Annotated in this window: 32 protein-coding genes; 31 read left to right on the plus strand and 1 reads right to left on the minus strand. The window is 47.8% G+C overall.

Translation table 11 applies throughout. The features are described 5' to 3' along the window. Nucleotides 1–476: 476 nt before the first annotated feature. The 31 genes from GJB61_RS03050 to GJB61_RS03195 all read left to right on the plus strand — a co-directional run bounded on the left by GJB61_RS03050 (nt 477) and on the right by GJB61_RS03195 (nt 24,154). Complete coding sequence (locus tag GJB61_RS03050) at nt 477–857, plus strand: hypothetical protein (protein WP_154116973.1); 381 nt, start codon at nt 477–479, stop codon at nt 855–857. Nucleotides 858–1,137: 280 nt separating this feature from the next. Next, the gene (locus GJB61_RS03055; RefSeq protein ID WP_154116974.1) at nt 1,138–1,677 is read left to right on the plus strand and encodes a hypothetical protein; all 540 of its coding nucleotides are present in this window, start codon (nt 1,138–1,140) and stop codon (nt 1,675–1,677) included. After that, entirely contained in the window at nt 1,658–3,493 is a 1,836-nt protein-coding gene (locus GJB61_RS03060) for a phage terminase large subunit family protein (RefSeq protein ID WP_154116975.1), read from the plus strand. Before GJB61_RS03055 ends, GJB61_RS03060 begins: the two co-directional genes overlap by 20 nt. Nucleotides 3,494–3,503: 10 nt before the next feature. After that, nucleotides 3,504–3,767 (plus strand): hypothetical protein, encoded by a 264-nt coding sequence (locus tag GJB61_RS03065; RefSeq protein WP_154116976.1) that lies wholly within the window; start codon nt 3,504–3,506, stop codon nt 3,765–3,767. Nucleotides 3,768–3,779: 12 nt separating this feature from the next. Continuing rightward, nucleotides 3,780–3,995, plus strand: coding sequence for a hypothetical protein (locus GJB61_RS31055; protein ID WP_195724213.1), 216 nt, complete (start codon nt 3,780–3,782; stop codon nt 3,993–3,995). Nucleotides 3,996–4,027: 32 nt separating this feature from the next. Further along, nucleotides 4,028–5,686, plus strand: a complete 1,659-nt coding sequence (locus GJB61_RS03070) for a phage portal protein (RefSeq protein ID WP_338115649.1) — start codon at nt 4,028–4,030, stop codon at nt 5,684–5,686. Next, nucleotides 5,667–6,809 carry a head maturation protease, ClpP-related gene (locus GJB61_RS03075; protein WP_195724214.1) on the plus strand — a complete coding sequence of 381 codons (1,143 nt, stop codon included), beginning with the start codon at nt 5,667–5,669 and terminating at the stop codon, nt 6,807–6,809. The genes GJB61_RS03070 and GJB61_RS03075 overlap by 20 nt, the downstream gene beginning before the upstream one ends. A gap of 5 nt (nt 6,810–6,814) precedes the next feature. Then, a complete protein-coding gene (locus GJB61_RS03080; protein ID WP_154116978.1) occupies nt 6,815–7,186 on the plus strand; it encodes a head decoration protein in 372 nt (123 codons plus the stop codon). A gap of 14 nt (nt 7,187–7,200) precedes the next feature. Continuing rightward, the gene (locus tag GJB61_RS03085) at nt 7,201–8,343 is read left to right on the plus strand and encodes a major capsid protein (RefSeq protein WP_154116979.1); all 1,143 of its coding nucleotides are present in this window, start codon (nt 7,201–7,203) and stop codon (nt 8,341–8,343) included. Between the two features lie 14 nt (nt 8,344–8,357). Next, the gene (locus GJB61_RS03090; RefSeq protein ID WP_154116980.1) at nt 8,358–8,705 is read left to right on the plus strand and encodes a hypothetical protein; all 348 of its coding nucleotides are present in this window, start codon (nt 8,358–8,360) and stop codon (nt 8,703–8,705) included. Beyond that, nucleotides 8,638–9,009: a hypothetical protein gene (locus tag GJB61_RS03095; RefSeq protein WP_229521422.1), complete on the plus strand. Its 372-nt coding sequence runs from the start codon at nt 8,638–8,640 to the stop codon at nt 9,007–9,009. Before GJB61_RS03090 ends, GJB61_RS03095 begins: the two co-directional genes overlap by 68 nt. Continuing rightward, nucleotides 9,006–9,575, plus strand: coding sequence for a phage tail protein (locus GJB61_RS03100; protein ID WP_154116982.1), 570 nt, complete (start codon nt 9,006–9,008; stop codon nt 9,573–9,575). The genes GJB61_RS03095 and GJB61_RS03100 overlap by 4 nt, the downstream gene beginning before the upstream one ends. Then, nucleotides 9,572–10,003 carry a hypothetical protein gene (locus GJB61_RS03105; protein ID WP_154116983.1) on the plus strand — a complete coding sequence of 144 codons (432 nt, stop codon included), beginning with the start codon at nt 9,572–9,574 and terminating at the stop codon, nt 10,001–10,003. Before GJB61_RS03100 ends, GJB61_RS03105 begins: the two co-directional genes overlap by 4 nt. After that, a complete protein-coding gene (locus GJB61_RS03110; protein WP_154116984.1) occupies nt 10,000–10,287 on the plus strand; it encodes a hypothetical protein in 288 nt (95 codons plus the stop codon). The genes GJB61_RS03105 and GJB61_RS03110 overlap by 4 nt, the downstream gene beginning before the upstream one ends. A 3-nt stretch (nt 10,288–10,290) precedes the next feature. Next, nucleotides 10,291–11,736, plus strand: a complete 1,446-nt coding sequence (locus tag GJB61_RS03115; RefSeq protein ID WP_154116985.1) for a phage tail sheath family protein — start codon at nt 10,291–10,293, stop codon at nt 11,734–11,736. A gap of 15 nt (nt 11,737–11,751) precedes the next feature. Further along, nucleotides 11,752–12,270 carry a phage major tail tube protein gene (locus tag GJB61_RS03120; protein ID WP_154116986.1) on the plus strand — a complete coding sequence of 173 codons (519 nt, stop codon included), beginning with the start codon at nt 11,752–11,754 and terminating at the stop codon, nt 12,268–12,270. 14 nt (nt 12,271–12,284) lie between these two features. After that, nucleotides 12,285–12,605 (plus strand): phage tail assembly protein, encoded by a 321-nt coding sequence (locus GJB61_RS03125; protein ID WP_154116987.1) that lies wholly within the window; start codon nt 12,285–12,287, stop codon nt 12,603–12,605. A gap of 148 nt (nt 12,606–12,753) precedes the next feature. Further along, nucleotides 12,754–15,663 (plus strand): phage tail tape measure protein, encoded by a 2,910-nt coding sequence (locus GJB61_RS03130; RefSeq protein ID WP_154116988.1) that lies wholly within the window; start codon nt 12,754–12,756, stop codon nt 15,661–15,663. Beyond that, nucleotides 15,660–15,866, plus strand: coding sequence for a tail protein X (locus GJB61_RS03135; protein ID WP_154116989.1), 207 nt, complete (start codon nt 15,660–15,662; stop codon nt 15,864–15,866). The genes GJB61_RS03130 and GJB61_RS03135 overlap by 4 nt, the downstream gene beginning before the upstream one ends. An 11-nt stretch (nt 15,867–15,877) precedes the next feature. Then, nucleotides 15,878–16,900 (plus strand): phage late control D family protein, encoded by a 1,023-nt coding sequence (locus GJB61_RS03140; protein ID WP_229521469.1) that lies wholly within the window; start codon nt 15,878–15,880, stop codon nt 16,898–16,900. 4 nt (nt 16,901–16,904) lie between these two features. Further along, a complete protein-coding gene (locus tag GJB61_RS03145; protein ID WP_154116991.1) occupies nt 16,905–17,132 on the plus strand; it encodes a hypothetical protein in 228 nt (75 codons plus the stop codon). Continuing rightward, entirely contained in the window at nt 17,129–17,527 is a 399-nt protein-coding gene (locus tag GJB61_RS03150; protein WP_154116992.1) for a phage tail protein, read from the plus strand. Before GJB61_RS03145 ends, GJB61_RS03150 begins: the two co-directional genes overlap by 4 nt. Continuing rightward, the gene (locus GJB61_RS03155) at nt 17,524–17,859 is read left to right on the plus strand and encodes a GPW/gp25 family protein (RefSeq protein WP_154116993.1); all 336 of its coding nucleotides are present in this window, start codon (nt 17,524–17,526) and stop codon (nt 17,857–17,859) included. The genes GJB61_RS03150 and GJB61_RS03155 overlap by 4 nt, the downstream gene beginning before the upstream one ends. Nucleotide 17,860: 1 nt before the next feature. Then, nucleotides 17,861–18,991 carry a baseplate assembly protein gene (locus GJB61_RS03160; RefSeq protein ID WP_154116994.1) on the plus strand — a complete coding sequence of 377 codons (1,131 nt, stop codon included), beginning with the start codon at nt 17,861–17,863 and terminating at the stop codon, nt 18,989–18,991. Further along, a complete protein-coding gene (locus GJB61_RS03165) occupies nt 18,984–19,535 on the plus strand; it encodes a phage tail protein I (RefSeq protein WP_154116995.1) in 552 nt (183 codons plus the stop codon). The genes GJB61_RS03160 and GJB61_RS03165 overlap by 8 nt, the downstream gene beginning before the upstream one ends. A 12-nt stretch (nt 19,536–19,547) precedes the next feature. Beyond that, complete coding sequence (locus tag GJB61_RS03170; RefSeq protein ID WP_154116996.1) at nt 19,548–21,362, plus strand: phage tail-collar fiber domain-containing protein; 1,815 nt, start codon at nt 19,548–19,550, stop codon at nt 21,360–21,362. A gap of 95 nt (nt 21,363–21,457) precedes the next feature. After that, nucleotides 21,458–21,967 (plus strand): phage holin family protein, encoded by a 510-nt coding sequence (locus GJB61_RS03175; RefSeq protein WP_154116997.1) that lies wholly within the window; start codon nt 21,458–21,460, stop codon nt 21,965–21,967. A 12-nt stretch (nt 21,968–21,979) separates the two neighbouring features. After that, nucleotides 21,980–22,822, plus strand: coding sequence for a M15 family metallopeptidase (locus GJB61_RS03180; protein WP_338115650.1), 843 nt, complete (start codon nt 21,980–21,982; stop codon nt 22,820–22,822). Nucleotides 22,823–22,824: 2 nt separating this feature from the next. Then, nucleotides 22,825–23,037 (plus strand): phage holin, encoded by a 213-nt coding sequence (locus tag GJB61_RS03185; RefSeq protein ID WP_154116998.1) that lies wholly within the window; start codon nt 22,825–22,827, stop codon nt 23,035–23,037. A 134-nt stretch (nt 23,038–23,171) separates the two neighbouring features. Further along, nucleotides 23,172–23,909 (plus strand): hypothetical protein, encoded by a 738-nt coding sequence (locus tag GJB61_RS03190; protein WP_154116999.1) that lies wholly within the window; start codon nt 23,172–23,174, stop codon nt 23,907–23,909. A 26-nt stretch (nt 23,910–23,935) separates the two neighbouring features. Continuing rightward, complete coding sequence (locus tag GJB61_RS03195; RefSeq protein ID WP_154117000.1) at nt 23,936–24,154, plus strand: hypothetical protein; 219 nt, start codon at nt 23,936–23,938, stop codon at nt 24,152–24,154. Nucleotides 24,155–24,189: 35 nt separating this feature from the next. Here GJB61_RS03195 and GJB61_RS03200 read toward each other — a convergent pair whose 3' ends face one another. Then, nucleotides 24,190–25,017 (minus strand): TIR domain-containing protein, encoded by an 828-nt coding sequence (locus tag GJB61_RS03200; protein ID WP_154117001.1) that lies wholly within the window; start codon nt 25,015–25,017, stop codon nt 24,190–24,192. Nucleotides 25,018–25,205: the final 188 nt, after the last annotated feature.

Raw genomic sequence — 25,205 nt, forward strand, 5'->3', positions numbered from 1 at the left:
TAAGTTGAGACTAAATTGAGACTAAGTTGAGACTAAAATGAGACAGGAACAGACTTACAGTAGGGACATAGGACGGCAACAACGTCCGGGTGTCCCTGCTGCCCCTTATCGCTGCAGGACTCGTCAGAGCTGAGCAGTGATGATGCCCGTTGCAATAGCAGCAGATAACATAGGGGCGTAGCTGATAGCACATGTAGCAAGTAGATGTTGCGGCGGTCTGATGCGGGGGACGGGGGTTCAATAACTGCCCTCAACGCGCTCCGCCCGGGCGCGATATGAGCATAAGGGATATGTAACGGCATAGGCCGGACGTTACCGTGCAAATACGGGCATTAACTATTATGGCCTCATGGTTCAGGTGGGTTCGATTCCCACGCAGGCCGATAATCACAAACGTTTGGGAATTTAATATGCAGGAGTGGGTCGCTGAGAAGCGGCTCTTTTTGTTGTATATCAATAGGGAAGGGTGATGAGATATGTCAGGCGGATATGACCTTGTACCAGCGCCTTCGATTATGGATAGATTGGTTGCTGCATTGGATGATGATCATCCCTATCAAATTGTGTTCTATAACCGAAGGGAAGGAGCGACGAGCGCAATCATCGAGCTCTTGAAAGGTAAGGAGGATATGCTGGCGATCTGTACAGAAGGGCAGTTTAGATTCTATCGAGAATCCGGCGTTAAGTTCGGACATCATAACGAGCTTCTAAAAATCAAACCCCTATCACTACAAGGCATAAAAACGGTTGTGTTTGATGTTGTGCCAGAGCGACACCTTAAAGAATTGAGGCGTGCTGTTTTGACGAGGGGATGTAAGTTGATAGTCGTTAAGCCTATCATCCGGGGCAATCAGTGATATTTACCGATTAAATGCCAAGGTTTTCTCTTCTGAATTGGAGAAAAAAGCCCGAAAAAAGTTTCAAACTTTTGGGTTTGGGTCCCTCTGGACTTTTAAAAAGACTGCGGGTGCGCGTGAGCCCGATTTCCGGCTAGATATGATTTTGGAATGGACGCTTCGTTTCGTTATGCAGGGCCATGCATAAAAAACCGCATATATTGAATGACCGATAAACCCTTGATGCATAAGGGTTTTTGTTGTGTTATGAGGGATAACAGAGAGGGGGTGAGGAAAAGGAATGGCGAAATCAGGGGATGCTCAAAACGAAATGGTCTTAAATGCGAATCAAATGGCCGAGCTGCTGGGTTTGTCTCCGAGGCGTATTCAGCAACTTGCGGAAGAGGGCATCATCGTAAGGAGCGGGCGCGGGAAGTACATGGCAGCTGGCAGTGTGCAAAACTATATTCGCTTTCAAGCAGAAAGCGGCGGTGGACCGTCGGAGGTTGACTACTTCGATGAACGCGCTCTGCACGAACGTGCCAAACGGCGTAAGGCAGAGATTGAACTTGCGGTGATGAATGGGGAACTGCACCGTGCCGGTGATGTAGCCCTTGTCATGAATGACATGGTTGTTACTTTTCGGGCAAGAATTCTTGCCATTCCTACCAAACTCGCTCCTCAAATGTTGGGACAAACTGAGCTGCCGGTGGTGCTGGACCTGCTCACGAAGGAGGTTAAGGAGGCAGCAACGGAACTTTCAGAGTATGATCCTGAAAAATTCTATGCGGTAAGTGAAGAGTATGTGGGGTTGACGGCAGATGCCGAAGATACCAGCTAAACTCAATCAACTATTTAAAGGATTTGCACAGCTTGTCGCCCCGCCTCCGGATCTAACCGTCTCGGAATGGGCAGACACTTACCGCAAATTATCCCGGGAGGATTCGGCAGAGCCTGGACAGTGGCGGACCAGCAGAGCTCCATTTCAAAAAGCTCCAATGGATGCTATCAATGATCCTCATGTCGAAACGATAGTCTTGGAGTGGGCTTCTCAGACCGGGAAAACCGCACTCATGATGAATATCATGGGTTTTTTCGTGGATTATGACCCCGCGCCGATCATGCTGGTGCAGCCGACGATCACGATGGCCGAAGCATTTTCCAAAGACCGCCTGGCCCCGATGATCCGGGACAATCCAACCATCAAAGATAAGGTTCACGATGTCAAAAGCAAGGACAGCGGCAACACCATTCTGCATAAACGGTTTCCCGGCGGAAGCATTACCATGTCTGGAGCTAATTCCCCGGCTTCGCTGGCTTCCCGCCCGATTCGAATCGTCATGATGGACGAGATTGATCGGTTCCCGGAATCGGCTGGTACTGAGGGTGATCCGGTCAATCTGGCGACTGCCCGCAGTGAAACCTTCTGGAACAAAAAACGGATTCTGATCAGCACGCCGACGGTTATGGGAGCTTCCCGTATTGATTTCGCCTATGAAAATAGCACCATGGAACAATGGAATTTGCCTTGTCCGGAATGCGAGGAACCTCAGCCCTTGATCTGGAATGGGATTGAATTTGAATTTGATGAAAAGGCCAATCGGCTCAAAAGCGTAGCCTACCGGTGCCAGCACTGCGGCATGCTTTCAACGGAACACGAATGGAAATCAGGGGTTGGGACTTGGGTTGCCCGCAAAGAGCACGCGGATACTCGGGGCTTCCACCTGAATGCTCTGGCTTCTCACTTTGTTTCTTGGTCCCGGATCGTGAATAAGTTCCGGGAAGCGACCAAGGGTGGCAAGGAAATGCTCAAGACATTCTTTAATACGGTCATGGCTGAACCTTGGGAAGAGACAGGCGAGAAATTAGATGATGAGCTGCTTTACAAGCGCCGGGAAGATTACGGCCATGAGGTGGATGTGCCTGAAGATGTGGTGCTGCTCACTGCTGGAGTTGATACGCAGGATGATCGGCTCGAAGTTGAAGTGGTAGGCTGGGGAGCTGGCAAACAGAGCTGGGGCATCCAGTATCACACCATTCATGGTAAGCCGGATCAAAGCGAAACCTGGCAGCAGCTAGATTCTTTTCTGGATCGTAAATGGTTGCGGGAAGATGGTTCCGGAATAATCGTTACAGCTGCATGTGTAGACTCCGGGGGGCATTATACAACGGAAGTCTATAAGTATTGTGTGAGTCGAGAGCACCGCCGAGTTTATGCCATCAAAGGGGAAGGAGGTCCCGGTAAGCCAATAATCATCGGCTCAAGCCGGAAGAACCGGGAAAAATGCTTGCTGATTCGTGTCGGGGTTGATGCTGGCAAGGAGCGGATTACTTCAAATCTACAATTGGAGGAAGAGGCACCGGGTTATTGTCATTTTCCAATAGCGGCGGATAAGGGGTATTCACAGAAGTATTTCAAGGGTTTGACTTCTGAACGGAAGGCGCTTCGATTTTCCCGCGGCAAGCCTCGGTATGAGTGGATTAAAACCACCGCACGAAATGAACCCTTTGACTTGCGAAACTATGCGCTGGCAGCACTGGAAATTATTCAACCAATCTTTGAGCAAGCCCTTAGAACTGGGACAACCCCGGCACCGAGCAGCGCAAAGAAGCAGGCCAGCAAAAAGAAGTATGTCAAAAAACAAAATATATGGTAGGTGAGCTTAGATGAACCAGCAGCAACGCGGCCGTATAGAACAGCGTCTTGCTTCCGTGGTCCGGCGGCTGGATGGATATTATGCGGAGGAGGAGGCCATTCTTGGAGGTGCTCAAGAGTACAGCCTTGGAAGTCGGAGCCTGAAGCGTGGCGACCTGAACGCGATTCGTGAGCAAATCACGGAATTGGAAAACAGGAAGGATGAATTAGAGAACGCTTTGGCGCAAGGATCGGATAAACGGAAATCATACCGGGTTGTATTCCGGGATTTATAAGGAGGAATTCAGATGCAACACCCATCAGTGGGAAGAATAGTCCATTATCAAAGCTACGGTACGCCGGGAGGGGAATACAAAAGCGAGCCGAGAGCAGCAATCATCACTCAGGTTCACAATGCAACGTGTGTTGATTTGTGTGTGCTCAATCCGACGGGAATGTTTTTTAATCTGAACGTCGTTCAAGGCCAAGAGGGTGGAAAGTGGGACTGGCCGCCCCGGGTTTAGTGCATATGGTCTGAAAGGAGTTGATTGAACTTGTGAATGTGGTTGACAAAACAATAGCTTGGTTGTCTCCTATTCGGGCACTAAAGCGGGAAGCTGCGCGAGTGCATCTATCCGTAATGAAGCAGTTCACCAATAGTGGTTATAGCCACAACGGAGCGAGCCGCCAGAAGAAGTCTATGCAGGGATGGGAGAGCACCAGCCGCAGCCCGCAGGAAGACGTGGGTAGTAACCTCCGGTTGTTGCGTGAACGTTCTCGGGACTTGTATATGAGCGGAGGCATTGCTGCCGGGGCTATCAATAAAAACAAGTCGAACATTCTCGGGTCCGGGTTATCCCTGAAATGCCAACTCAATTACCGGATGCTTGACATCACCCCGGAGCAGGCAAAAGCCTGGGAGGATAAGACCGAATTTGAGTTTAGCCTATGGGCCGGATCAAAGATTGACCATACCGGGTTAAATGACTTTTATGATTCCCAGCGAATTGCGCTGACCGGTTGGCTACTTAATGGGGACTCACTGGGCGTGGTCAAATATACTGACCAGCCGGAAATGCTGAACCCGTACAGGCTGCGGCTGCATTTAGTTGAGGCTGACCGTTTAAATAATCCTCAGCAATTCGCAGGGCAATCGTTCATGGGAGCGGAGAGTATAGAGCCTGGCACTTTTGCAGAGTTACCGTCCGGCGGTGCGATTCAAAACGGGGTGGAGACAGATCCGAGTGGTAAGGTAGTTGCTTACTGGATCAGCAATAAACACCCTAATTCATTAGTCCCAACCCGTAAACCTATCAGTTGGGCCCGGGTTGAAGCGATTAACCGCGTAACGGGGCTTCCAAATTGTGTATTCATCGTAGATCCGGAACGTCCTGATCAATATCGCGGCGTGCCATATTTGGCTCCGGTGATCGAGCAGATTAAGCAGATGAACCGTTACGCCGATGCTGAAATTGCGGCTGCCATCGTTAATAGTTTTTTCGCAGCTTTCATTAAAGTGGACGGCACGAAAAACGACATTCCCTTTTCCAATTCCATTGCACCAGAAGATCAAATCGAGATGTCTGCAGAAGATCGGCTGGCAAGTTATGAAATGGGACCGGGCACGATCAACGTCCTGGGAGCTGGTGAAGATGTAACCTTTGGAGATCCGACACATCCGACAGCAGGGTTCGATTCCTTTACCATGACCATGGCAAAGCTGGCTGGTTCAGCGCTGGACATGCCGTTTGAGGTCTTGCTTGGCGTATTTAACAGTAGTTATTCGGCATCAAGGGCGGCTCTGCTGCAAGCCTGGCGAACCTTTCGGGATCGGCGGGACTGGTTCGCGGCGGACTTTTGTCAACCGTTGTATGAAACCTGGCTCTTTGAGGCTATCTCCACCGGGCGCATTCAAGCACCCGGTTTTTTTACGGACCCAGCCCGACGGAAACTCTGGAGTGCGGCACTTTGGATTGGCCCGAGCCCGGGGCAAATTGATCCAATCAAAGAAGTTACAGCCTCGGCCATGAGGATCAATTATGGTTTTTCGACGTTTGAAAAGGAAACCAGCGAACTGACCGGCATGGATTGGGATTCCAATGTTGATGTATTGCGCCGCGAATGGGAAACCCGGGCCGGTCTGCCAAACATCAACAATCCAAACACGGGACCTGATGAAGGAGGTGATAAAGAAGATGGCAATTCCAAAGCTTAAATTTTGGAACATTGTAAACAGTAGCGAAGACGAAGCAGAGCTTTATGTGTACGGCCCCATTGTTAACGGTGATGGCTGGGTCTATGAGTATTTCGGAATGGAAGCGACAGATCAAGTTGAGTTCGTGCGAGAACTGAATGCGCTTGGGGCTAAGAAGAATATCGCAGTCTATATCAACAGTGATGGTGGGGATGTGTACGCTGCCCATACCATTCATAACGTGCTTAAACGGAATCAGGCATTTGTCACTGTCTATATCGACGGTATTGCGGCTTCTGCGGCCAGTGTCATTGCCATGGCTGCGGATAAACTGATTATGCCCGTAAATGCCACGCTGATGATTCATGATCCATTGATTGGTATCAGCGGATATTACAATGCCGAGGATCTGGCTGACATGAAAGATCTGCTGGATCAAGTTAAGAACAGCATCGTCGCCGCATATATGTCCAAATCAAACCTGTCGGACAAAGAGATTGCCAAGCTCATGACCAACGAAACATACATGACCGGCAAGCAGGCGTTAGAGATGGGCTTTGCCGATGAAGTTCTCTATGACAAAACCGTTGAGGTAGTCAATGCTGGAAGGTATGCAATTGTCAATTCGCTTGCCGTAGACACAAGTAAGATGAAGAACAACCCATTTTTGAAACATGAAGGAGAGGGAACCAATATGTCAGGAACACCAGCAAGTCCTATTAATTCTCCGGTGCCTACCGCACCGCCTGCAGTTCCACCTGTTGCTGCGCCTCAAGCTGCCGCGAATCCAGTTCCTTTTGTTGATGCAGCTACAGTTGAGCGTGAGCGTTTGAAAGGTATCGACGCGATTGCAGCTAACATCGACTCTGAATTGGTGAATGATGCCAAGTACACTAACCCTATTACCGCCGAGCAATTGGCCTTTAAGGCAATGAAGGAAGGGAAAATGCTGAACGTGGGGTTGTTTAACCAAGCTGTTGCAGCCAATCAAGCAGCGGGAACCGGAGGTGTACATGGTCAAACGTTGGATCAGGGCGGTGAAAAAGAATATGACCTGAACAATCTTAAAGATGTGAATGCCGTGTTCAGTACATTTGCTGCAGCATCCCAATCCGGACGGCCGCAGAATTTGAGAAGGGGGTAATCAGTTTGGATAATCATGTTGCACGATTTGAGAATGGCGGTTTCCGCCACTTCTTTGCAGGTACTGAGGTGCCCGCGCTAACAACGTCTATTACACTGGCTCCTAACCAGGGAGAACTTCAAAAAGGGACGGTGTTAGGCATCGTTACCGCAAACAAGCAGGGTAAATTGGTTGACATCGAGGCTACAGACGGCAGTAAGGTCGCACAGTATGTACTGGCAGAAGATGTGGATACCGGTACGGTTGCAATAGGAGCCGTTGTATTTAAGACAGGTATCTTCAATGCTGATGTATTAATTGTGGCTGAAGACGACACCTTGTTGGCTCATGCCGAAGAACTTCGTCAAGTAAACATTCACTATAGAACAGACTACTAAAGGAGAGTTGAGAAATGAAATTGAGACAAAGTACGATTGTGAATCGTCTGCAGCGTGGTCTTGCACGCCCGCAGAATGCCCTTGCTGGATTTAATGGGAATGTGAACATAAATGAACCGCAAACTATGGGCCAGGCACATATTCACCGTATGCCGGTCACCACTTTTTTGCGGGATACCTTCATGCCGAGTTTTCAAACCTTCCCTACCAAACATGTAATGATGGATTTTTATAAAAATCGGCAGCGCGCGGCACCATTTATCGCAGAGGGATCGCGTCCGATTAATATCCGTCGGGATGGGATTAGAACAGATATCTACACACCACCGTTCATTAATATCTCCCGCCCGTATGATGTGGATCTGCTGCAGCAACGGACGCCTGGTGAGAATGTATTCGGCGGCATGACTCCAGAAGAACGGGCGCTTATTATTATGCAGAATGATTACAATGAGTTGGAGGATATGGCTATCCGCCGTGAGGAAATCATGATCGGGCAGCTGATGCAATCCGGAATCGTAACCGTCTCCGGCTATGTAGACGACACTGCCACAAAGGTACGGGAGGATACTCTCGATTTTGGTTTCGATAATATCATCAACTTGACTGGAGTCAACCGCTGGAACCAATCGACTTCAAAAAAATACAGTGATCTATTCGATGCGGTAACCTTAGTGCGGCAGGCAGGCTGGAATCCAGAAGTTATGGTATTAGGGCAAGGAGCGGCTCGTAATTTGTTGGACGACGAAGCCTTCCTGAAAAAGTATATGGATTTGCGATATGCTCAATTTGGTGCATTCAATCCTCAGCTAAATCTGCAGAATGGTAACGGTTATGCATATATTGGCCGTCTGATCGAACTGGGAGTTGATTTATACTCTTATAATGCATGGTACTACGATGATGCAGCGGGTTTACTCAAACCTTACATCGAACATGATAAGGTTATTGTAGGGTCCCGTGAACTGGGAGAAATGCTCTATGGTGCGATTACGGTTATCCCTGAAGATTCCATTAATTTTGTGACCGTTGAAGCACCTCGTCTTTCGAAGGTAACTGTAGATAGAACTACGGATACCAAATCGCTGATTCTCAAGTCCAGACCGATTCCGAAGGCATTCGATGTTGATTCTTGGGCCGTTATTAACACCATCTAAGGGAGGCGAATATTTTGGAATACAAAGTAAATAAAGGATTTGTAAAATACGAAGGAGTCCTTTATCCAAAGGGTTCCTTTTTTAATGCTGATCCTTCGGAGGTTCAACATCTGTCCAGCAAAGATATAATCTTAGCACAAGATTTTCCTGCAGAGGATCAGATACAAAAGACAAACCTCCTTACTGGCGAGCAGGAAGAATTGCACGAGCTGCCTACTGTTGAAGAGTTTAGCAAACTGAAAGCTTCAAGACAAAAAGAATTGCTGCTTGAGCTGGAAATAGAGCCGGATTCAAATGAAGAACTACGTCTGCAACAGTATTCAGATTACTATGATCAGGCAGATTCCAATGAAGGGGTTTAAGGACTTTCTTGCAGAGGACATTCAGAGGACATTCCTGAATCAAAATGAGTTTGCGGATCCCTATATCATTGACGGCGTTGAAGTTAAAGCTTCTCTTGATTCCGTCAGCGACAGTAGGCACCCCCTGGCCTATGCCGAGGGGGTTGCACTGGTTACGCATGTACTGTTTGTCAGTATGACCGAACTTGGATATAAACCTGAGCCGGAACAACGGATGGTGATTAAGGACCAACGGTACCGTGTAGACCAGGTAGCTGAGGAGATGGGGATGCTTACGATCTCATTGGAGGCGAATGTCACATGATTGATGTCCGAGTCGAAGCAAGAGGAATCCGTGAGGCGCTGCGGCGAGTAGGTTCGCTGGAAACAGACGTTCGGAAGTCTTTCTATTCGGCTCTAAACCGAACATCGCAGCGGCTTAAAACTGAGTCAGGCCGCAAGGTAAAAGAAACCTATCTTGTCAAGTCGAAGGCGGTTACCGATCAAGTCGTTTTGCGTCGTGGCAGTATCAGCAATCTAAGCAGCGAGCTGCGCTGGAAGGGGGGGAACATTCCGATCATCAATTTTCGGACAAATCCAAAGGTTGTTGGAGGCAAAAAGCCCCGTGTGCTGAAGGCAGCGATTAAACGCGCTGGCGGTAACAAAAAAGTGGACGGGGCGTTTATCGCTCGTATGAGCAGCGGGCATGTCGGCATTTATCGGCGGAGTGCTCGCTCACGGCTTCCGGTGGAAGAACTTTATGGTCCAGCGGTACCCGTCATGCTCAATAATCCGGAGGTTGTGGATCATTTGGAAAGCGTAGCTATCGATGAAATGGATAAGCGGTTGGAGCATGAATTGAACCGTCGCTTGGGAGGAGGTACGTCATGACGCCAGTGATGCTGATGATGGCACTGAAGGAATTCCTAGTAAAGGAGCTGGCTGACGATGCAGCAACTATTCCCGCAGTGCATTTGGGTGCGTTGCCTTCTAAAACAGCAGCGACCCGGGACGACCCAGTGTTTCCGCTGATTATCATCCGCCCCATGGAGGGGGACAGTGACAAAGACGAAAGCCGGGCTCAGGTCAAACTGCTATTTGGGACACAGTCGGAAGATGATTCCGGCTTTATTGATGTACTAAACCTCATGGAGCGGGTTCGCATTTTGTTGATGCGTCAGCGAATCATTGATAAAAAATTTCGGATCGAACCGGATTGGAAATGGAAGTTTCTTGAGGACCAGCCGGAACCGCAATGGATATGCCAAGCGGTAACGACTTGGACTCTTCCGCAAATTAGACAGGAGGTTATTTTGTGAGTGAAATAAAGGATCAAAAACCGAAGGTGACAGTCGTTAAACAAGCAGCAAAAGAACCGACACGCATGTATCTTGGCCCGAGTCTGCCGGGCGGACGGCTGTTGCAATCTACGGTGTTTCGTGGTGGCATTCCGGCGTATTTGCAGCCTCTGCTTACCGAGCAGCCAGGTGTCGATGATCTCATTGTGCCATTGGACGAGATAGCCGGAGTACAGGCACGTATTACCCAAACCGGGACGGCTGAATATGTAGCTTATCAAAAGCTTTTAGGAAAGGGGATTTAATCCATGGCCTTTAAACATGGCGTAACTATTATTGAGCAATCAACATCCGTCCTAGCGCCGACGGAGGCAACCAGCGGTATTCCGTTTGCAGTGGGCACGGCTCCGGTTAACCTGTCTTCTGCAGCCGTGCCGGTGAATACGCCGATCCTAGCATTTACGTATGCCGAGGCGGTGGCCGCACTCGGGTATAGCGACAATTGGGAGGACTTCACACTCTGCGAACTGATTTACTCACACTTTGCACTGTACCAAAAAGCGCCGATGATCTTGGTAAATGTCCTTGATCCGGCCACTCATAAGACAACAGTTGCTCCGGTTACAGTAGCTGTCAGCAATCGGGTGGCGACTCTGACAATAGAGGGTGTACTGCTGCCGACACTCGTCGTCAAGTCTTCGGACGGGGCAACAACTTACAGCAATACCACGGATTACACAGCTGCATTTAATGACGACGGCCATGTAATGATCACAACCAAAGCCTCCGGGGTAATCGTCGCCAGTGTAACGCAACTCTCTATCGGATATGACAAGCTTAATCCGGGAGTCGTAGATGCTGACGATGTCATCGGCGGCGTGACGATGGACGGCGCTTATACCGGCTTTGAACTTGTTAATCAAGCCTATCCGCGCTTTGGTATCCTGCCTGATCTGCTGCTGGCTCCGGGCTGGTCACACCTTCCGGCAGTTGCTGCGGTTATGAAGGCCAAGGCCGGGAACATCAACGGTAACTTTAAAGCTATCGCTTTGACGGATATTGACTCTGCGCAGCCGTACACGGATGCCGGATCTTGGAAGTCTGACAATAGCTATACTGGACCACTGCAGATTGCAACATATCCGATGCTGACTCTGGGAGACAAACTATTCCACTACTCCACGCAACTGGCCGGGCTCATTGCCACAACGGATGCGGCCAATGGCGGGATTCCCTTTGCTTCGCCGTCCAATAAGGCATTACAGGCAGATGGTACGGCGCTTACAGATGGTACAGACATTTTCCTAGGGATTGACCAAGCTTCATACCTCAATAGCCTGGGTATCGTAACAGCCGTCAATCTCGGCACAAGCGGCTGGAAGTCCTGGGGCAACAACACAGGTGCTTTCCCTGGCGTAACTGATCCTAAAGACAGCTTTATCCCTATCCGACGCATGTTTAACTGGATAGGCAACAGCATTATCCTCACGTACATGCAAAAAGTGGATGACCCCTTGAACAAGCGGCTGATTGCCGCCGTGACGGATAGCGTTAATATCTGGCTGAACGGCCTGACATCTTCCGGAGCGCTGTTGGGTGGCCGTGTAGAATTCCTAGAATCGGAGAATCCGACAACAAGCCTAATGGCTGGTAAAATCACATTCCATTTGCATATCACACCACCAGGGCCAGCGCAGGAAATAAATTTCTTGCTTGAATACGACACAACATATCTGAGCGCGTTGTTCGCGTAGAAAGGAGAGGATCACATGCCAAAAAGATCAGAACGGGTTATTGATTACTCGGTATTTTTAAACGGTACGGAGTATTTAGGCACGGCCACTGCTACATTGCCGGAAATTACGTACCTATCAGAAACGATTAAAGGCGGAGGTATTTCAGGTGAAATCGAGGCTCCTGCCCCCGGGCAAACCGGAGCCATGACGTTGACGCTGAATTGGCGGACCATGGAGAAGGCAGGGACTAAGCTCTTGGCTCCAATAGTTCACGCTTTGGACTTAAGAGCGTCGGTGTTGGGGTTTGACCCCGCCTTAAGTGAGTATGTTGAAGAAGCACTCAAGGTTACAGTTAGGGCGCGTCCACTCGGTATGTCTCCGGGTAATTTGGAGACTTCGGCAGCTATGGATAGTTCCAACACCTTCAGTGTTTCATATATCAAAATTGTACAAGACGGAGTCGAAACCGTGGAGATAGACAAATACAACTATATTCATAAAATTCACGGCGTGGATTACCTGGCTCAGACCAAGATCAATCTTGGATTATAAAGGAGAGATAAACATTGGAAACAGAAAATAAACAGAAGGGCACTGCGAAAGTATTTACTTTCGCCCGGCCCGTTACATTTGAGGGAAACACCGTTGAATCTTTGAGTATTGATTTTGATCAATTGATTGGCGAGGATATTTTGGCCTGTGACCGACAGTATCGGGCGGAGTCGGCCCGACAATCCGGCGGTGAAATGATCAAAGAAATGAACAAAGCTTATCAGGCTTACATTGTTGCCAAGGCTGCCGGGGTTAAAGTGGGACTGATCCGCGCTCTTCCAGCCAAGGATTTCACCAAGCTGACGCTGCAGGCACAAGGTTTTTTGCTTCTGTAGGCTGCGGAGACGGCGACGAGATCAAAGACCTCGCCGTTACTTTGGCCATGATTACCCATACTTCGATTCCTTACTTTCTGGGCTTGCCTCTCGGTGAGCTTGGGGATTGGGTGGAGCGGGTAGCCACGATTAGGAAGGGGAGAAAATAGTGGCAGGAACAAGTAGGGAATATGATATTGCATTTCGTCTCAATGCACTTATGGACTCCTCATTCCGGCGATCAATGGGCGATGCGGAGCAGCATATACAGGATTTGGAACGCGCACTGCAGGACATGTCCCGTCGCGGTGATTTTGACGATCTACGCCGAGACGCAGACCAGGCAGACGACTCCATACGTAATCTGGATGATTCCGCTGTTGGATTCGGCGAAACGTTGAAAAACATGGCCGAATATATGGGAGCCTTTGCGTTGATTGAGACAGCAGGCGTCTCACTGCAAAACATTGTCGGCACCATTGGGGACTCTACGGATGCAATGGCTCAACTCCAGGCAGCTACCGGTATGACTGCGGAGCAAATGGAGGGCATGGACGCTATTTCCAAGGACTTATACCGTCAAAACTATGGCGAAGGATTTGAGGATTTAGGGGAGTCCATGGCGCTGGTGAAGCAATACACTCAGCAAACTGGCGATGAACTGGAGAAGATTACTGCAACTGCCATTGCGTTCCGAGATGTTTTTAACGAGGATGTTCCCGAGTCTCTAAAGGCTGCCGACACGATGATGAAGAAGTTCGGTATTACTTCCGAACAGTCATATAACCTCATGGCACAAGGGGCGCAGAAGGGTCTGAACAAGTCCGGCGAGTTAATTGATACCGCCAACGAGTACAGTGTATATTTCGATAAAATGGGTTATTCGGCCGATGAAATGTTCAACGTGTTTGCAGCAGGAATGGAAAACGGAGCTTTTTCTTTGGATAAAGTAGCGGATGCCGTAAAAGAGTTTGGTATCCGGATAAAAGACGGATCGGAAGGTACGAATGATGCAATTTACGCTCTGTTTGCTCCAGAAAATCTTGATGAGTTTGTGAATGGACTCGTCAAAGGCGGCGCAAAATCTGCACAGTACCTTGAATTGGTCAAAAAAGAGGGCAAAGAAACAGCGAATATTCTCTTGGGAGACTTTTCAAAAGGTGGTAAAACAGCGGCTAAAGCCATGAAGGATTTACAAATGTACCTCGGCGAAGGTGACAACATTTTTGATGGTTTGACGGAGGGATCAATGACCGGCAAACAAGCTATGGAAGAGGTCATTAAGAAGTTAAAGGAAATCAAGGATCCTATTTATCAAGGTCAAATTGCTGTTTCGTTGTTTGGTACCCAATTTGAGGACATGGAGAGCGATGCAATCCTGGCTCTTGGCAATACCCGTAAGCAGTTCGATATGACCCAGCAAACAATGGAAGAAGTCGCAGCAGTGAAATACAGTACCCTATCCCAGCAGTTTGCAACCATTGGCCGGGAATTAATGACGGACCTGGTAATCCCACTTGGGGAGGACTTAATGCCTCTTCTGCAGGGGCTTGCTAAATGGATGGGCGATAACGAAAAACTCCTGATGGTAATTGCTCTTGGTGTGCCGGCAGCGGCTCTAGCCAAGAATACGATTAAAATTGTTAAAAGTCTTCTGGCAGTCGAGGGCGCTGCAGGTGGAGCCGGAGGAGCAGCAGGAGGTTTTGCTAAGGTATTGGGAATGCTGACCAATCCAGTGGGGATTGCAATCGTAGGTGTAGGGTTATTGACCGCTGGAGTAATTGCCTACAAAAAACACCAAGAAAAAGCCCGGCAGGAACTTTTAAACATGGGCGATGCACTAGGTGAGGCATATTCCAACTATACGGAAGTTGACCATGCAAGTAAGCGGACCCAGAATCTGATTACGGAATATGATCGACTGACCCAAAAAATAAAAGATTCAAAAACGCCGGCGGATGAATTGACCGAAGCGAGAAGAAAGCTAAAGGATGTCGAAAAAGAACTTATCGACATGAATCCAGATATTTTGTCTGCTGAAGGTTCGAAGAATAGCAAATTCCGCGATCAATTGGATCTACTTAAGGATATTAATCAAACCCGCGCGGACATGAGTAAGCGCGAGCTCGAACATGACGCACTCGAAGCACAAGGGAAAATGCCTGATCTTGAAAATCAATATTCTGATTTAGCTGAAAATTTGAGCAAACAAAACGCAGCCTATGAGAAGGCCAAAGTGTCTTACCGTGACTATTTAGACTACATGAAGCAATATCAGAAAATATCTGATAGTGGAGCGAGTGACGAACAAAAAACGTCCCAATGGAATAATTTGGCCTCAAAAATTGAAGCCAATACTGGAGAGAATTACAGTGGTCCTGGTTGGGTAACGTTTCGTGATGATCTCAACGATATAGAAGCTTCATTTGATAAGTACAATGAAAAAATTAAAAAAACTCAGGATGAAATGGCCGAAGCTGAAAAAAGCTTTTCGTCATATTACGATTTGCAGAAACGAATGATTGAACTTAATCTAGGCGGTACGCTTGAACAGCAAGCGGCAAAATATAAGGATTTATCTTATGCTGAGAAGAAACGATTCGATCAAGCTATGCAAGATATTGCGGACTTAAATGGTGCCATGGACATGATGCCTGATGAGAAAAAGATTGATCTACAATTGATCTGGCAGCAGACAGGGCAGGTCCCAGACCTTAAGACAGTAGCCGGACAAAAACTCAGTTATTTAGCGCTGCACGATCCGGGAATCGATAGATATGCTGACGGAGGCATAGCAAATCAGGCATCAATTTTCGGCGAAGCTGGCCCCGAAATTGCGATCCCTCTCAACAACAAGTCGCGTTCCCGTTCACTGCTGGAAAAGGCAAACGATTTGATGGGCCATACCAGCAATGGCGAGGGTAGCATAGATGTAACCTGGGCGCCTCAGATCACCATTCAAGGTAGTGACCCAGCAGCAGAACAGAAGTTACGAAAGGTGCTGCAGGATTCACAAGCTGATTTTGAGCGGAAGTTCAAGGTTATGATGCAACAACAAAAGCGGGTGAGCTTTCAATGATCGTTTACAAAACAGTACAAGGTGACACGTGGGACGGCATATCCTACAAAGTCTACGGTCAGGCCAATCTTATGACACTGCTGCTCAATGCCAACCCGGGCCACGCAGGAACCGTCATTTTATCCGGTAACATCTCACTGACCGTACCGGATAAGCCCGCTGATGCCTCTGAAACTCTGCCGCCATGGCGAAAGGATGATTAACTTTGGAGACAATGCAGGATGCCCGCAGGGCCGTATTGGTGCTGCAATATAATGGAAAGGACGTAACCCAGGAGATTGCCGACTCGCTGACCGACTTTAATTATAACGATGCTGCCTCTGGCTCTTTGGATGACCTATCCATCAATTTAGAAGACCGTGAACAAAACTGGCAGGGACCATGGGCACCAACTGAGGGCGACAAAATCAAAGCTGAGATTCGCACTATCAATTGGGATGGACCAGGAGAGATTAAAAAATTGCCATTGGGTACTTTTGAGGTTGATAGTTTTGATTTCAATGGTTCGCCGGATATAGTAGCGATTAAAGCGGTATCATTGCCTGTCAGCTCAGATATCCGTCAAGAAAAAAGATCAAGGTCTTGGGAAAAGGTAACGCTCAAAACAGTGGCTGACCAGGTGGCTAATAGGTCTGGATTAAAGCTGCTCTATGAAGCAACGGACAACCCTTCCTATGATCGATTAGAACAAGCGGCGTTATCTGACTTAGCTTTTCTACTTGAGACAGCGACAAAGGAAGGCATTGCCATTAAGGTATCAAGTGGCAGCCTGGTCCTTTTCGATGAATCAACTTACGAGAAGAAGGCGACGGTTGCGACGATCACAAGAGGCGAAGACAATGTTAAGGGATACGGCTTTTCATGGGGAACGGCTTATGTTGCATACCGGTCCTGTGAGCTGTCTTACACCGATACCAAAAGTAAAAAGACGATAAAGGCAACCTATACGCCGCCCGGGGCTCCAAATACTGGCCCCCTCCTGAAGCTTAATGAGCAAGTAGACTCACTGGCTGCAGGGCTTAAATTGGCCCGGAGGAGACTGAGAGAGAAAAATAAGGAAGCGGGAAAAGGGTCACTGAGCCTCATGGGCGACATTCGGATGGCTGCAGGCTTAACCATTTACATCAAGGGCTGGAAGCGATTCGACGGAAAATACATCATTGAATCTGCCAAACACTCTATTGGAGGCAGTGGGTTCACTACAGATTTAGAAATTAGAAAGGTATTGGGGTGGTAATGTGTTGCGAACGGGAATTGTTTCAACCGTTAATGAAACAGCTCGAACGGTCAGAGTGACGTATCCCGATAATGACGATCTCGTATCCGGTGAGCTACCGGTGATTGGCCCGACGATGATCGGTCTGGAGGCGGTAGATCTTCCGAGTGTTGGTGAATGGGTATTAGTGGGATGCCCAAATAACGGTTCTGATGGATTTTGTCTCGGAGTTATCCCAAGAGGTGGGCCATGAATAAGATTGGTAGTTTAGGGCCTGTTGTATTTGTCGTTTCCGAGGGTGCCACGCGAACTATCGACGAGTTTACCCGAAACAGTGCAGGCCGATGGGCACAACATGACATTGTCGGTAGAAAGCCGAAAAAGGAGTGGCTCGGTCCGGGGATTGACTCGGTGTCGTTTTCGGTACGTTTTGATGTGCGGTTCGGACTCAATCCCCGGAAAGAGTTGGATCGTCTTACGGATCTAGAACGCGCAGGTAAGGCGCTACCGTTGGTTATCGGTCGCAAAGGTGTAGGTGTTGGATTGTGGATCATTACAGACCTTTCACAAGCATGGGAGACGCTGGACAACATCGGTAATGTCTTATCATCTACTGTCAATATTACATTAGAGGAGTATGTCAAATGAGTACCTATACTGTAGACATGACAAAGCCGTCCAGAATCAACTTTTCTCCCGCGTCAGTTGCTGAGGAGGTTGGGCAGAATCTAAGGACCATACTTTCCACGGCACTCGGCAGTGCACCATTAGCCAGAGGCATCGGTATAGACTACAGCATGGTAGATGAGCCGTACCAAATTGCAGAGGCGCGGCTTACTGGTGAAATATACACGGCTATTGCTGAGCAGGAGCCGAGAGCGTTGGTAGTGGGTGTATCTTTTAACGGTACAATAACGGATGCTATGACAGGGCGTGTAGCGGCTATAGTGACGTATACGCTAGCTGAGGGGGTGGAGTGATTTGGTTAAATATGTTGATTTACCGGATATTCAGTTCACCGCTGAAGAGGCAGCAGGGATTCTACAAAATGTAATAACCGTATATGAGGTCCTCACAGACCAAACGCTGCAGCCCGCCGATCCGGTGAGGCTGTTTTTATCGTCTCTGGCCACAATCATTGTGCAACAGCGAGTGATCATCAACCAGACAGCCAAAGGCAATTTACTGCGGTATGCGTCAGGGGTGGGGTTGGATCATATGGGGGCCTTCCAAGGATCAGAGCGCTTGGAAGCTGCTGCGGCGATTACAACGCTGCAGTTTACGCTTTCGATTCCCCTTTCCTCGGCTACTGGCATACCGCCAGGGACCCGGGTCGGTGCTCAGGGTGGCGACGGCTCTATCTATTTTGCGACAGCCGACTACATGGAGATTCCACCCGGGGCAACAACACGCACGGTGACGGCAGAGTGTTCGACAGCTGGATCGGCAGGCAACGGATTTTTGCCAGGCCAGATTAATGTTTTGATGGATCAGCTACCCTTCGTACAGGCTGTGACCAACTTGACGGCCAGCAGTGGGGGAGCGGCGGCAGAGACGGACGATTCCTTTAAGCAACGTATTCGGACCGCGCCAGAGTCATACAGCACGGCGGGACCGCAAGGAGCTTATGAGTTTTGGGCAAAATCCACATCGGCGGCGATCATGGATGTACATGCCTACTCGCCCGATGATGGTAAGGTTACGATTGTCCCTCTGATGATCGGCGGGCAAATACCCGGTCAGGATGTGCTGGACGCTGTAGCGGAGACGCTGGAGAATCGGGGCATCCGGCCACTGACGGATCAGGTAACTGTAATGGCTCCATCGCCGATATCCTATGACACGACACTGACCTACTATATCAGCCGCAGCCGAGCGGCAGAGGTGTCGGCCATTCAAGCAGCGGTGACGGCTGCCGCTGCCGCTTATCAACTCTGGCAGCGCTCCAAATTAGGGAGAGATATCAATCCCTCAGAACTGATTGCCCGTGTCATGGCGGCGGGGGCGCTGCGCGTAATAGCGACAGCACCGGTATACACATTGCTGGATGCGACACAAATCGCCCAAGATACACCGCCGACAATCACCTATGGAGGGCTGGCTGATGATTAATATCCAAACGGTAAGCCTACTTGATCTGCTGCCGCCGTCCATCCGGTCCGATCCGGCCATGGCTGCCGCCGCTGCCGCGCTGGATACAGAACTGCAAGAGACAACCGGTTTGATTACGGCCTTGGATATCTTCGGACGTTCGGCGGAGTGGACGGACGCGGAAACCGACGAACTGGCCTGGCAATACAACCCGCCTTACTATGATTCGGAACTGCCCTTGAATCAAAAACGGGTGCTCGTACAAAATGCGATTCCTTTCCACCGACATAAAGGGACGCCGGGGGCGGTTGAGGAACTGATTGCGATCCTTTTCGGTGAAGGAGCGGTAGAGGAATGGTGGCAGTACGGCGGTGATCCATATCATTTCCGCGTGCTGACCAACAATGCCGATGTGACTACAACGCGAGCGCAGGAGTTTATTGAAGCGGTGGATGCGGTGAAACGCCTATCTGCTGTGCTGGACAGCGTAACAATTACGCAGGCGGAAGATTTGCCGTTATACTTCGGTGTGGTTTTGCACATCGGGGATCACATCACGATTTAAGGAGGGAAAGCCGTGGCAGTATTTGGCGGCATGACATTAACAAATAAGGGCCTTGTGCTACAGGGCAAAGCCCAAGCGGGCGCGCAGCTTAATTATACAAGAGTTGCCGTCGGTGACGGGTCACTCAGTGGGCAGTCGGTACCCGCGCTAAATGGACTGATATCACTCAAAAAAAACCTACCCATTGCCCGTCTGCGTCCGCAACCACCGAATAAAGCGGTGATCGGCGCGACACTATCAAATGCCGATATCACAACGGGATTCTATTTCCGGGAGATCGGCGTTTTTGCTCAGGATCCAGATGTCGGGGAAATCTTGTATGCCTATGCTAACGCTGGGGTGACTGCGGATTATATTGCTGCTGGTGGCGGTTCAGATATCATTGAAAAAGCAATTGACTGCGTGGTGATCGTAGGCATAGCGGCGAATATTACAGCGAGTATTGATAACTCGCTGGTTTTCGCTTTACAATCCGATTTGGATAATATTGCAGCAACGGACAGTGTAACGCCCAGTAAGACGGGTACGCTGACCGCGCTGCTGTCCAGCTTGTTTACCTTAATCAAGGGCATTACTGGCAAGCCTAACGTCTTGACGGCTCCGGCAATCTCGCTAGAAGCGACCAAAGCTCATGTGGATGATACCACCCGACACATCGCAGCAGCAGAGCGTGCCGTCTGGAATGACCGCAGCGGATACGCCGTCACCACCGGCACAGCGGCCGCGCTGGCCGCGTCCGTCACTCCAGCACCAGCAGCATTATCCGCCGGGCTACGTGTCGGGATTAAAACCCATGTAGCCACAACGGGAGCGGTCACGCTTAACCTTAATAGTTTGGGAGCAAAGCCCATCAAAAAGCCTAATGGTAATAACCCGCTGCTGGCGCTTGGCGGGGTCTATACGGTGGTGTACGATGGTTCGGTTTTTATACTACAGGGTGAGGGGGGTGAGTATGGTACAGCGGTTGCTGCCGACGTTTTGGAGGGTACAACTATAGGTACTGAATCAGGGGTGGTCCCTGGAACATTGCCAAACTTAGCTGATCAAGATGTTGGGGGATATATTAGCACGGCTGGATCTGGATATTTGGGAGTGGTGGCAAACTCTGATGAAAATGGAGTAGTGGGTAAAATTACCGACTCTACTACAATAATTTGTAATGATGCCAGCCTAATTCCAGCCAATTTTCTAGCGGGCAAGACCGTGTTAGGAATGGCGGGGATAGCTACTTCTGAACCGACTGTCGGAGCGGCGGCGGGGGATATTGTTGCTAGTAAAGCCGCTACTGTAAATGGAAATCGTATTGTGGGTACGCTAGCCGATAAAGATATGGGGGCCGTGGCAGAACCCGCTGTAAATGCTGTTTTTTCTAGCGTGTTATATGTTAGGATTCCAAAGGGTGCCTATCGGACCGTAACGGGCAGCGGATATCCAGAAGTAAAGCTAACCACAGCTCAATTACTGGCAGCAGAAAATAACTTCAATGCAGCAGTGTTAAAAGCAGGAATTACCGCATTTGGCGTAACAGGGGTATATGCAGGACAGCAAATGGTTAGTGGTAGTGGTTCTGGCAATCTGTCTGGATTAATGACCGTAACTAACTTACCGTTCACACCTAAAATGATTATTTTAGACTGTGATGATAGCAAAGTTGTAAGAGCTACTTACGTTGCAGGTGGGAGCACTTATGGTAATGGGTACTATCAAATAGCTTCGCAGGGAACAAGTAAAGCTCTGTTGACTGCATGGACCATAACAGCTAATGGGTTCTCTTTAAAAACTGATACCCGTGCGAATAACCCTTTCACATACTATGCTTGGGGATAATCTAGAGGTTATCTATAACATACAAAATAAGAGACAAGCCCCGAGCCCATCGGGGCTATTTTTATGCCAATTAGAGATAGAGGAGGAGCGGGGGAATGTTCAATCATATCAAGCAATTATCAATGATCATATATACTGCAGCCGTTGGCTCAGGGAGCCGCGAGGTAGCCACAGGAGGGATTATATCCGCAGCGGGGCTGCTGGCAACAACTGCAGGACTATTGGGGGGCTGGGACCAATCACTAAAGGTGCTTATTGCATTTATGGTCGTTGATTATGTCACGGGCGTACTCGGGGCATTTAAGACTAAAACCGTCAGCAGTGACATTATGTTTTGGGGCGGCATTCGCAAGGCTGTTGTATTATTCGTCGTCGGACTTAGTTCTTTAATGGACGACTGGATTCAGCCGGGAACACCAATCTTCCGGACGGCAGCCATTTATTTTTACGCGGGTCGGGAAGGCCTGAGTGTCGTTGAAAATATTGGCATTCTGGGCGTGTGGTTTCCGCCGCAACTCAAGGACTTTTTATTGCAACTCAGTGAGGATAAAAGCAAAAATAATCCGGCCAAACCGGAGCATCCGGATAATGACCAATCAGCATAAGGAGTGATACAGGTGTCATTAACTTTAAATCAAGTAAAAGCCAAGTCTGCGTCTAAACTGAGCGGGCTTCTTTCGGCTGATCGCGCAGCTGCTGAAGCGCTAATAGAATTTGCATATGCCCATGGTGTGCCGATTGTGATCACACAAGGGTTGCGGACCATCCCTGAACAAGACGGTTTATATGCTCAAGGGCGCACTACAAAAGGACAGATCGTCACCAATGCAAAAGGCGGGTACTCATATCATAATTTCGGGGTCGCTATTGATTTTGCACTGCTGCTGCCTGACGGTGGTGTGTCCTGGGATACCAAGCGTGACGGAGACGGAGACGGCATAGCTGACTGGGATGAGGTTGTAGCAGATGCCAAACGCCTCGGATGGGAGTGGGGCGGAGACTGGAACACTTTCACGGACTTACCGCACTTTGAAATGACCTTCGGGCTGTCAACGGCTGATTACCGCGCCGGAAAGCGGCCAACACAAGCACAGTTGGATAAGGCGATTGCAAAAATCAAGCAAGTAAAAGAGGAGGCGGACGAATTGTCAGCAGAGGATAAAAAACGGATTTCTGATTTAGAGATACAAAATAAAGCTATCATGATGGCGCTAGAATCACTGGCTAACAGCAAGGATGTACTCAAGGGTCAAGCGTTGCAGCAGGCCGGAGAAATCAAGGCTCTTAAGGACAAGGCATCGATAGATAAACCACCAGCATGGGCGCAACCGGCTATTAAGGCAGCAGTAGATGCAGGGCTGCTGGATACACCATCTGGCAGCAGCTATGACTTTTACCGGACGCTGACGGTCCTGCATCGTGCAGGAGTATTAATCACGAACCATGAGGGGGATAAATAATCATGAACAGCAAATGGCGTAACTATGGTATGTGGGTATCTTTGACGGCAGCCGTGCTGTTGGGAGTGCAAGCAGTCGGGGCAATCATTGGTCTGCAATTGCCCCCAGAGAAATATGACGAGGTTACAGCGGCAGTGAATGCGGTCCTGGGTGTGCTGGTTGTACTGGGGATCGTGAGCAATCCGGAAGCAGGCAAAGGATATACGGATAAATAGTAAATTCCCAAGTGCTTACGATTTTGCCCACTGGCTTCGGCTGGTGGGCTTTTTGTCGTTTACAGAATGTCCCAAAACTATTATATTCAGTTTATGCAAATGATAAATTTTGCATTATGGAAGGTTGGAAATATATGAACGAGCTGCTAGGGTATATAACTGGAGATAATATCAAATGGTTATTAGGTGTAATTATACCAATGACTGTTACAGTAACTGGTTGGATTTATGTATATAAATTAGGTCAGAAAAATGTAACTAGGGATAAGCGAATAATTACATATATTAGTGCATTTAATTTTATAAAAGATCCACTTTATAATGCCATTAGAAAAAATTCTGATTTTAGTACTTATCTATTTATTACGAAAACTTATTTGGAAAGATTAGATAAGGAATCGATATTATATAGAGCAGATCTCAATCACTTGTTAAATTCACTTAATGATAAAGAATTTGAAAAATTAAAAAATGTCGCAAGTAGCTCCTATTTAGAGTTTTCATACGCATGGGAACAATATGAGATTGTGTTTCTACCACTTGTAAAGCAAAGACACGCTTTACAAGAAGAATTCAAAGAAATAATCTCAGTTATTAGTGATACTTACATTCAATACACTACGTTCCATTACACCCTTAATCAAGGAATAGAATTTAAAGTGGAACAAAGATCTAAGCTTGTAGAATCTATGAAAAATACACATGACCGATTGCTAGATTTCTTCACATGTTTGATGGACGTGAACGTTAATATGCAAAATTTCGTTTTTAAGGATCTGTTGAATCGGAGCATAGAAGAACGGAAAGTTTTAGATGAGAGATACCTCACGATAAATAAATTGATAGAAAAGCATAATGTCGGCAATCAATAGATAATTATATTTAAGGAGATATATTAGTGGGCACTGGTTATAAAATACTGAAAACTGATATTGATTTTCTTGTGGCGGCTATTTCACAATCCAAGGTATCCGTCTGGTTCCTTTTAGAGGATGATCCTGAAGGTCACCTTATGGACTATGGCGGACTGGTTGAAGGCTATTCCTCAGAGACCATTAAGATCGCAGGGGGCCGGTTCATTCGAGAACGTTTTGAGTTTAGAGCATACATAAAATGACCCGCCAAGCTTATGCCTGACGGGTCTGTTTTTGCTTATACAATACCTTCACGTTTTAAAACTCGTCCAAGATCATAGAAAGTTTGTTCTACTTCATCGTCAGAAAAGCCGATATATTGTAGACCATCAACATTTGAGAAGTCATCTAGCCCGTTTTGTCTTAACAATATTGCTTTTTTAAAGCCGAGCCTCCCTTGAAAAAGACCTGCTTCATGGACTACATTTTGTCGTGCTCTTATCTTTCCTTCTGCTGTTTCATCTTCAGCAGTCAAAATTATAATTGCAAATGATGCTCTATCTAGAAAGCTATCTAAAATTGAGACGATTGATTCTCCAACATGTGTTTCGGATTCAAATGAAAAAGATGTTATTCCATAGTCATCTTGTAGGAAGGTTTTTACTCTGGCCCATAACTTACTACGACCGTGCCCAATAAATACAGACACTGGTTTAACTTCCTTATGTATCTGGGGTAAAGGAGGTACGGACTGCTCATCTTCGGGAATAAGCTCTAATCTTTCAATTATTGATTCAAGCGTGCTTATCTTATAATTTAATTTATCCAATGTTAGTTGGAAACGATCCATCCAATCACCTGGAAGGAGGTATGAAGTTAATCTGGTATATTCTTTCAACAATTCCTCAGTTGTGAAAATACTTTTCACTAACATTCTGTTGAAATCGTCCCACTTGTTAAATCGCTCCAAGAAGCTTTCATACATCTGCTCACTATTGAGTTGAACTGCTTTCAATACCTTACCTTCCTGAATTCTTGTTCTAAGACGTTTTTCTGCATCTTCTTTGGAAGTTTTCAAAAGTAAAGGTTCATCTGGTGATTTTCCGCTGTTCTTTCGCTGCGCCATCTTAATAACTCCTCATTTTTAAAATTTTTGTAACAATATATTGGTAATTATATTAGAAATATACAACAATAGATAGTAACAAAAAGAAGAACCTTAAGTAAGATTCACCTAATATTAAGGTGTTTTTCCCATTGCTTAAAAATCAAAATTCGGCGTATAATACAAACAAACGTTCCTATTTTGGAGGC

Source organism: Paenibacillus monticola (genome assembly GCF_009664975.1).
GTDB lineage: Bacteria > Bacillota > Bacilli > Paenibacillales > Paenibacillaceae > Paenibacillus_AQ > Paenibacillus_AQ monticola.

What these genes read in the sequence shown, in the direction of transcription:
- GJB61_RS03165 (WP_154116995.1), top strand. Translation starts at nt 18,984, where the DNA reads ATGATTAATATCCAAACGGTAAGCCTACTTGATCTGCTGCCGCCGTCC.
- GJB61_RS03075 (WP_195724214.1), top strand. Translation starts at nt 5,667, where the DNA reads ATGGCAATTCCAAAGCTTAAATTTTGGAACATTGTAAACAGTAGCGAA.
- GJB61_RS03135 (WP_154116989.1), top strand. Translation starts at nt 15,660, where the DNA reads ATGATCGTTTACAAAACAGTACAAGGTGACACGTGGGACGGCATATCC.
- GJB61_RS03095 (WP_229521422.1), top strand. Translation starts at nt 8,638, where the DNA reads ATGAAGAACTACGTCTGCAACAGTATTCAGATTACTATGATCAGGCAG.
- GJB61_RS03155 (WP_154116993.1), top strand. Translation starts at nt 17,524, where the DNA reads ATGAGTACCTATACTGTAGACATGACAAAGCCGTCCAGAATCAACTTT.
- GJB61_RS03065 (WP_154116976.1), top strand. Translation starts at nt 3,504, where the DNA reads ATGAACCAGCAGCAACGCGGCCGTATAGAACAGCGTCTTGCTTCCGTG.
- GJB61_RS31055 (WP_195724213.1), top strand. Translation starts at nt 3,780, where the DNA reads ATGCAACACCCATCAGTGGGAAGAATAGTCCATTATCAAAGCTACGGT.
- GJB61_RS03050 (WP_154116973.1), top strand. Translation starts at nt 477, where the DNA reads ATGTCAGGCGGATATGACCTTGTACCAGCGCCTTCGATTATGGATAGA.
- GJB61_RS03175 (WP_154116997.1), top strand. Translation starts at nt 21,458, where the DNA reads ATGTTCAATCATATCAAGCAATTATCAATGATCATATATACTGCAGCC.
- GJB61_RS03190 (WP_154116999.1), top strand. Translation starts at nt 23,172, where the DNA reads ATGAACGAGCTGCTAGGGTATATAACTGGAGATAATATCAAATGGTTA.
- GJB61_RS03150 (WP_154116992.1), top strand. Translation starts at nt 17,129, where the DNA reads ATGAATAAGATTGGTAGTTTAGGGCCTGTTGTATTTGTCGTTTCCGAG.
- GJB61_RS03100 (WP_154116982.1), top strand. Translation starts at nt 9,006, where the DNA reads ATGATTGATGTCCGAGTCGAAGCAAGAGGAATCCGTGAGGCGCTGCGG.
- GJB61_RS03055 (WP_154116974.1), top strand. Translation starts at nt 1,138, where the DNA reads ATGGCGAAATCAGGGGATGCTCAAAACGAAATGGTCTTAAATGCGAAT.
- GJB61_RS03120 (WP_154116986.1), top strand. Translation starts at nt 11,752, where the DNA reads ATGCCAAAAAGATCAGAACGGGTTATTGATTACTCGGTATTTTTAAAC.
- GJB61_RS03140 (WP_229521469.1), top strand. Translation starts at nt 15,878, where the DNA reads ATGCAGGATGCCCGCAGGGCCGTATTGGTGCTGCAATATAATGGAAAG.
- GJB61_RS03085 (WP_154116979.1), top strand. Translation starts at nt 7,201, where the DNA reads ATGAAATTGAGACAAAGTACGATTGTGAATCGTCTGCAGCGTGGTCTT.
- GJB61_RS03185 (WP_154116998.1), top strand. Translation starts at nt 22,825, where the DNA reads ATGAACAGCAAATGGCGTAACTATGGTATGTGGGTATCTTTGACGGCA.
- GJB61_RS03105 (WP_154116983.1), top strand. Translation starts at nt 9,572, where the DNA reads ATGACGCCAGTGATGCTGATGATGGCACTGAAGGAATTCCTAGTAAAG.
- GJB61_RS03060 (WP_154116975.1), top strand. Translation starts at nt 1,658, where the DNA reads ATGCCGAAGATACCAGCTAAACTCAATCAACTATTTAAAGGATTTGCA.
- GJB61_RS03200 (WP_154117001.1), bottom strand. Translation starts at nt 25,017, where the DNA reads ATGGCGCAGCGAAAGAACAGCGGAAAATCACCAGATGAACCTTTACTT.
- GJB61_RS03115 (WP_154116985.1), top strand. Translation starts at nt 10,291, where the DNA reads ATGGCCTTTAAACATGGCGTAACTATTATTGAGCAATCAACATCCGTC.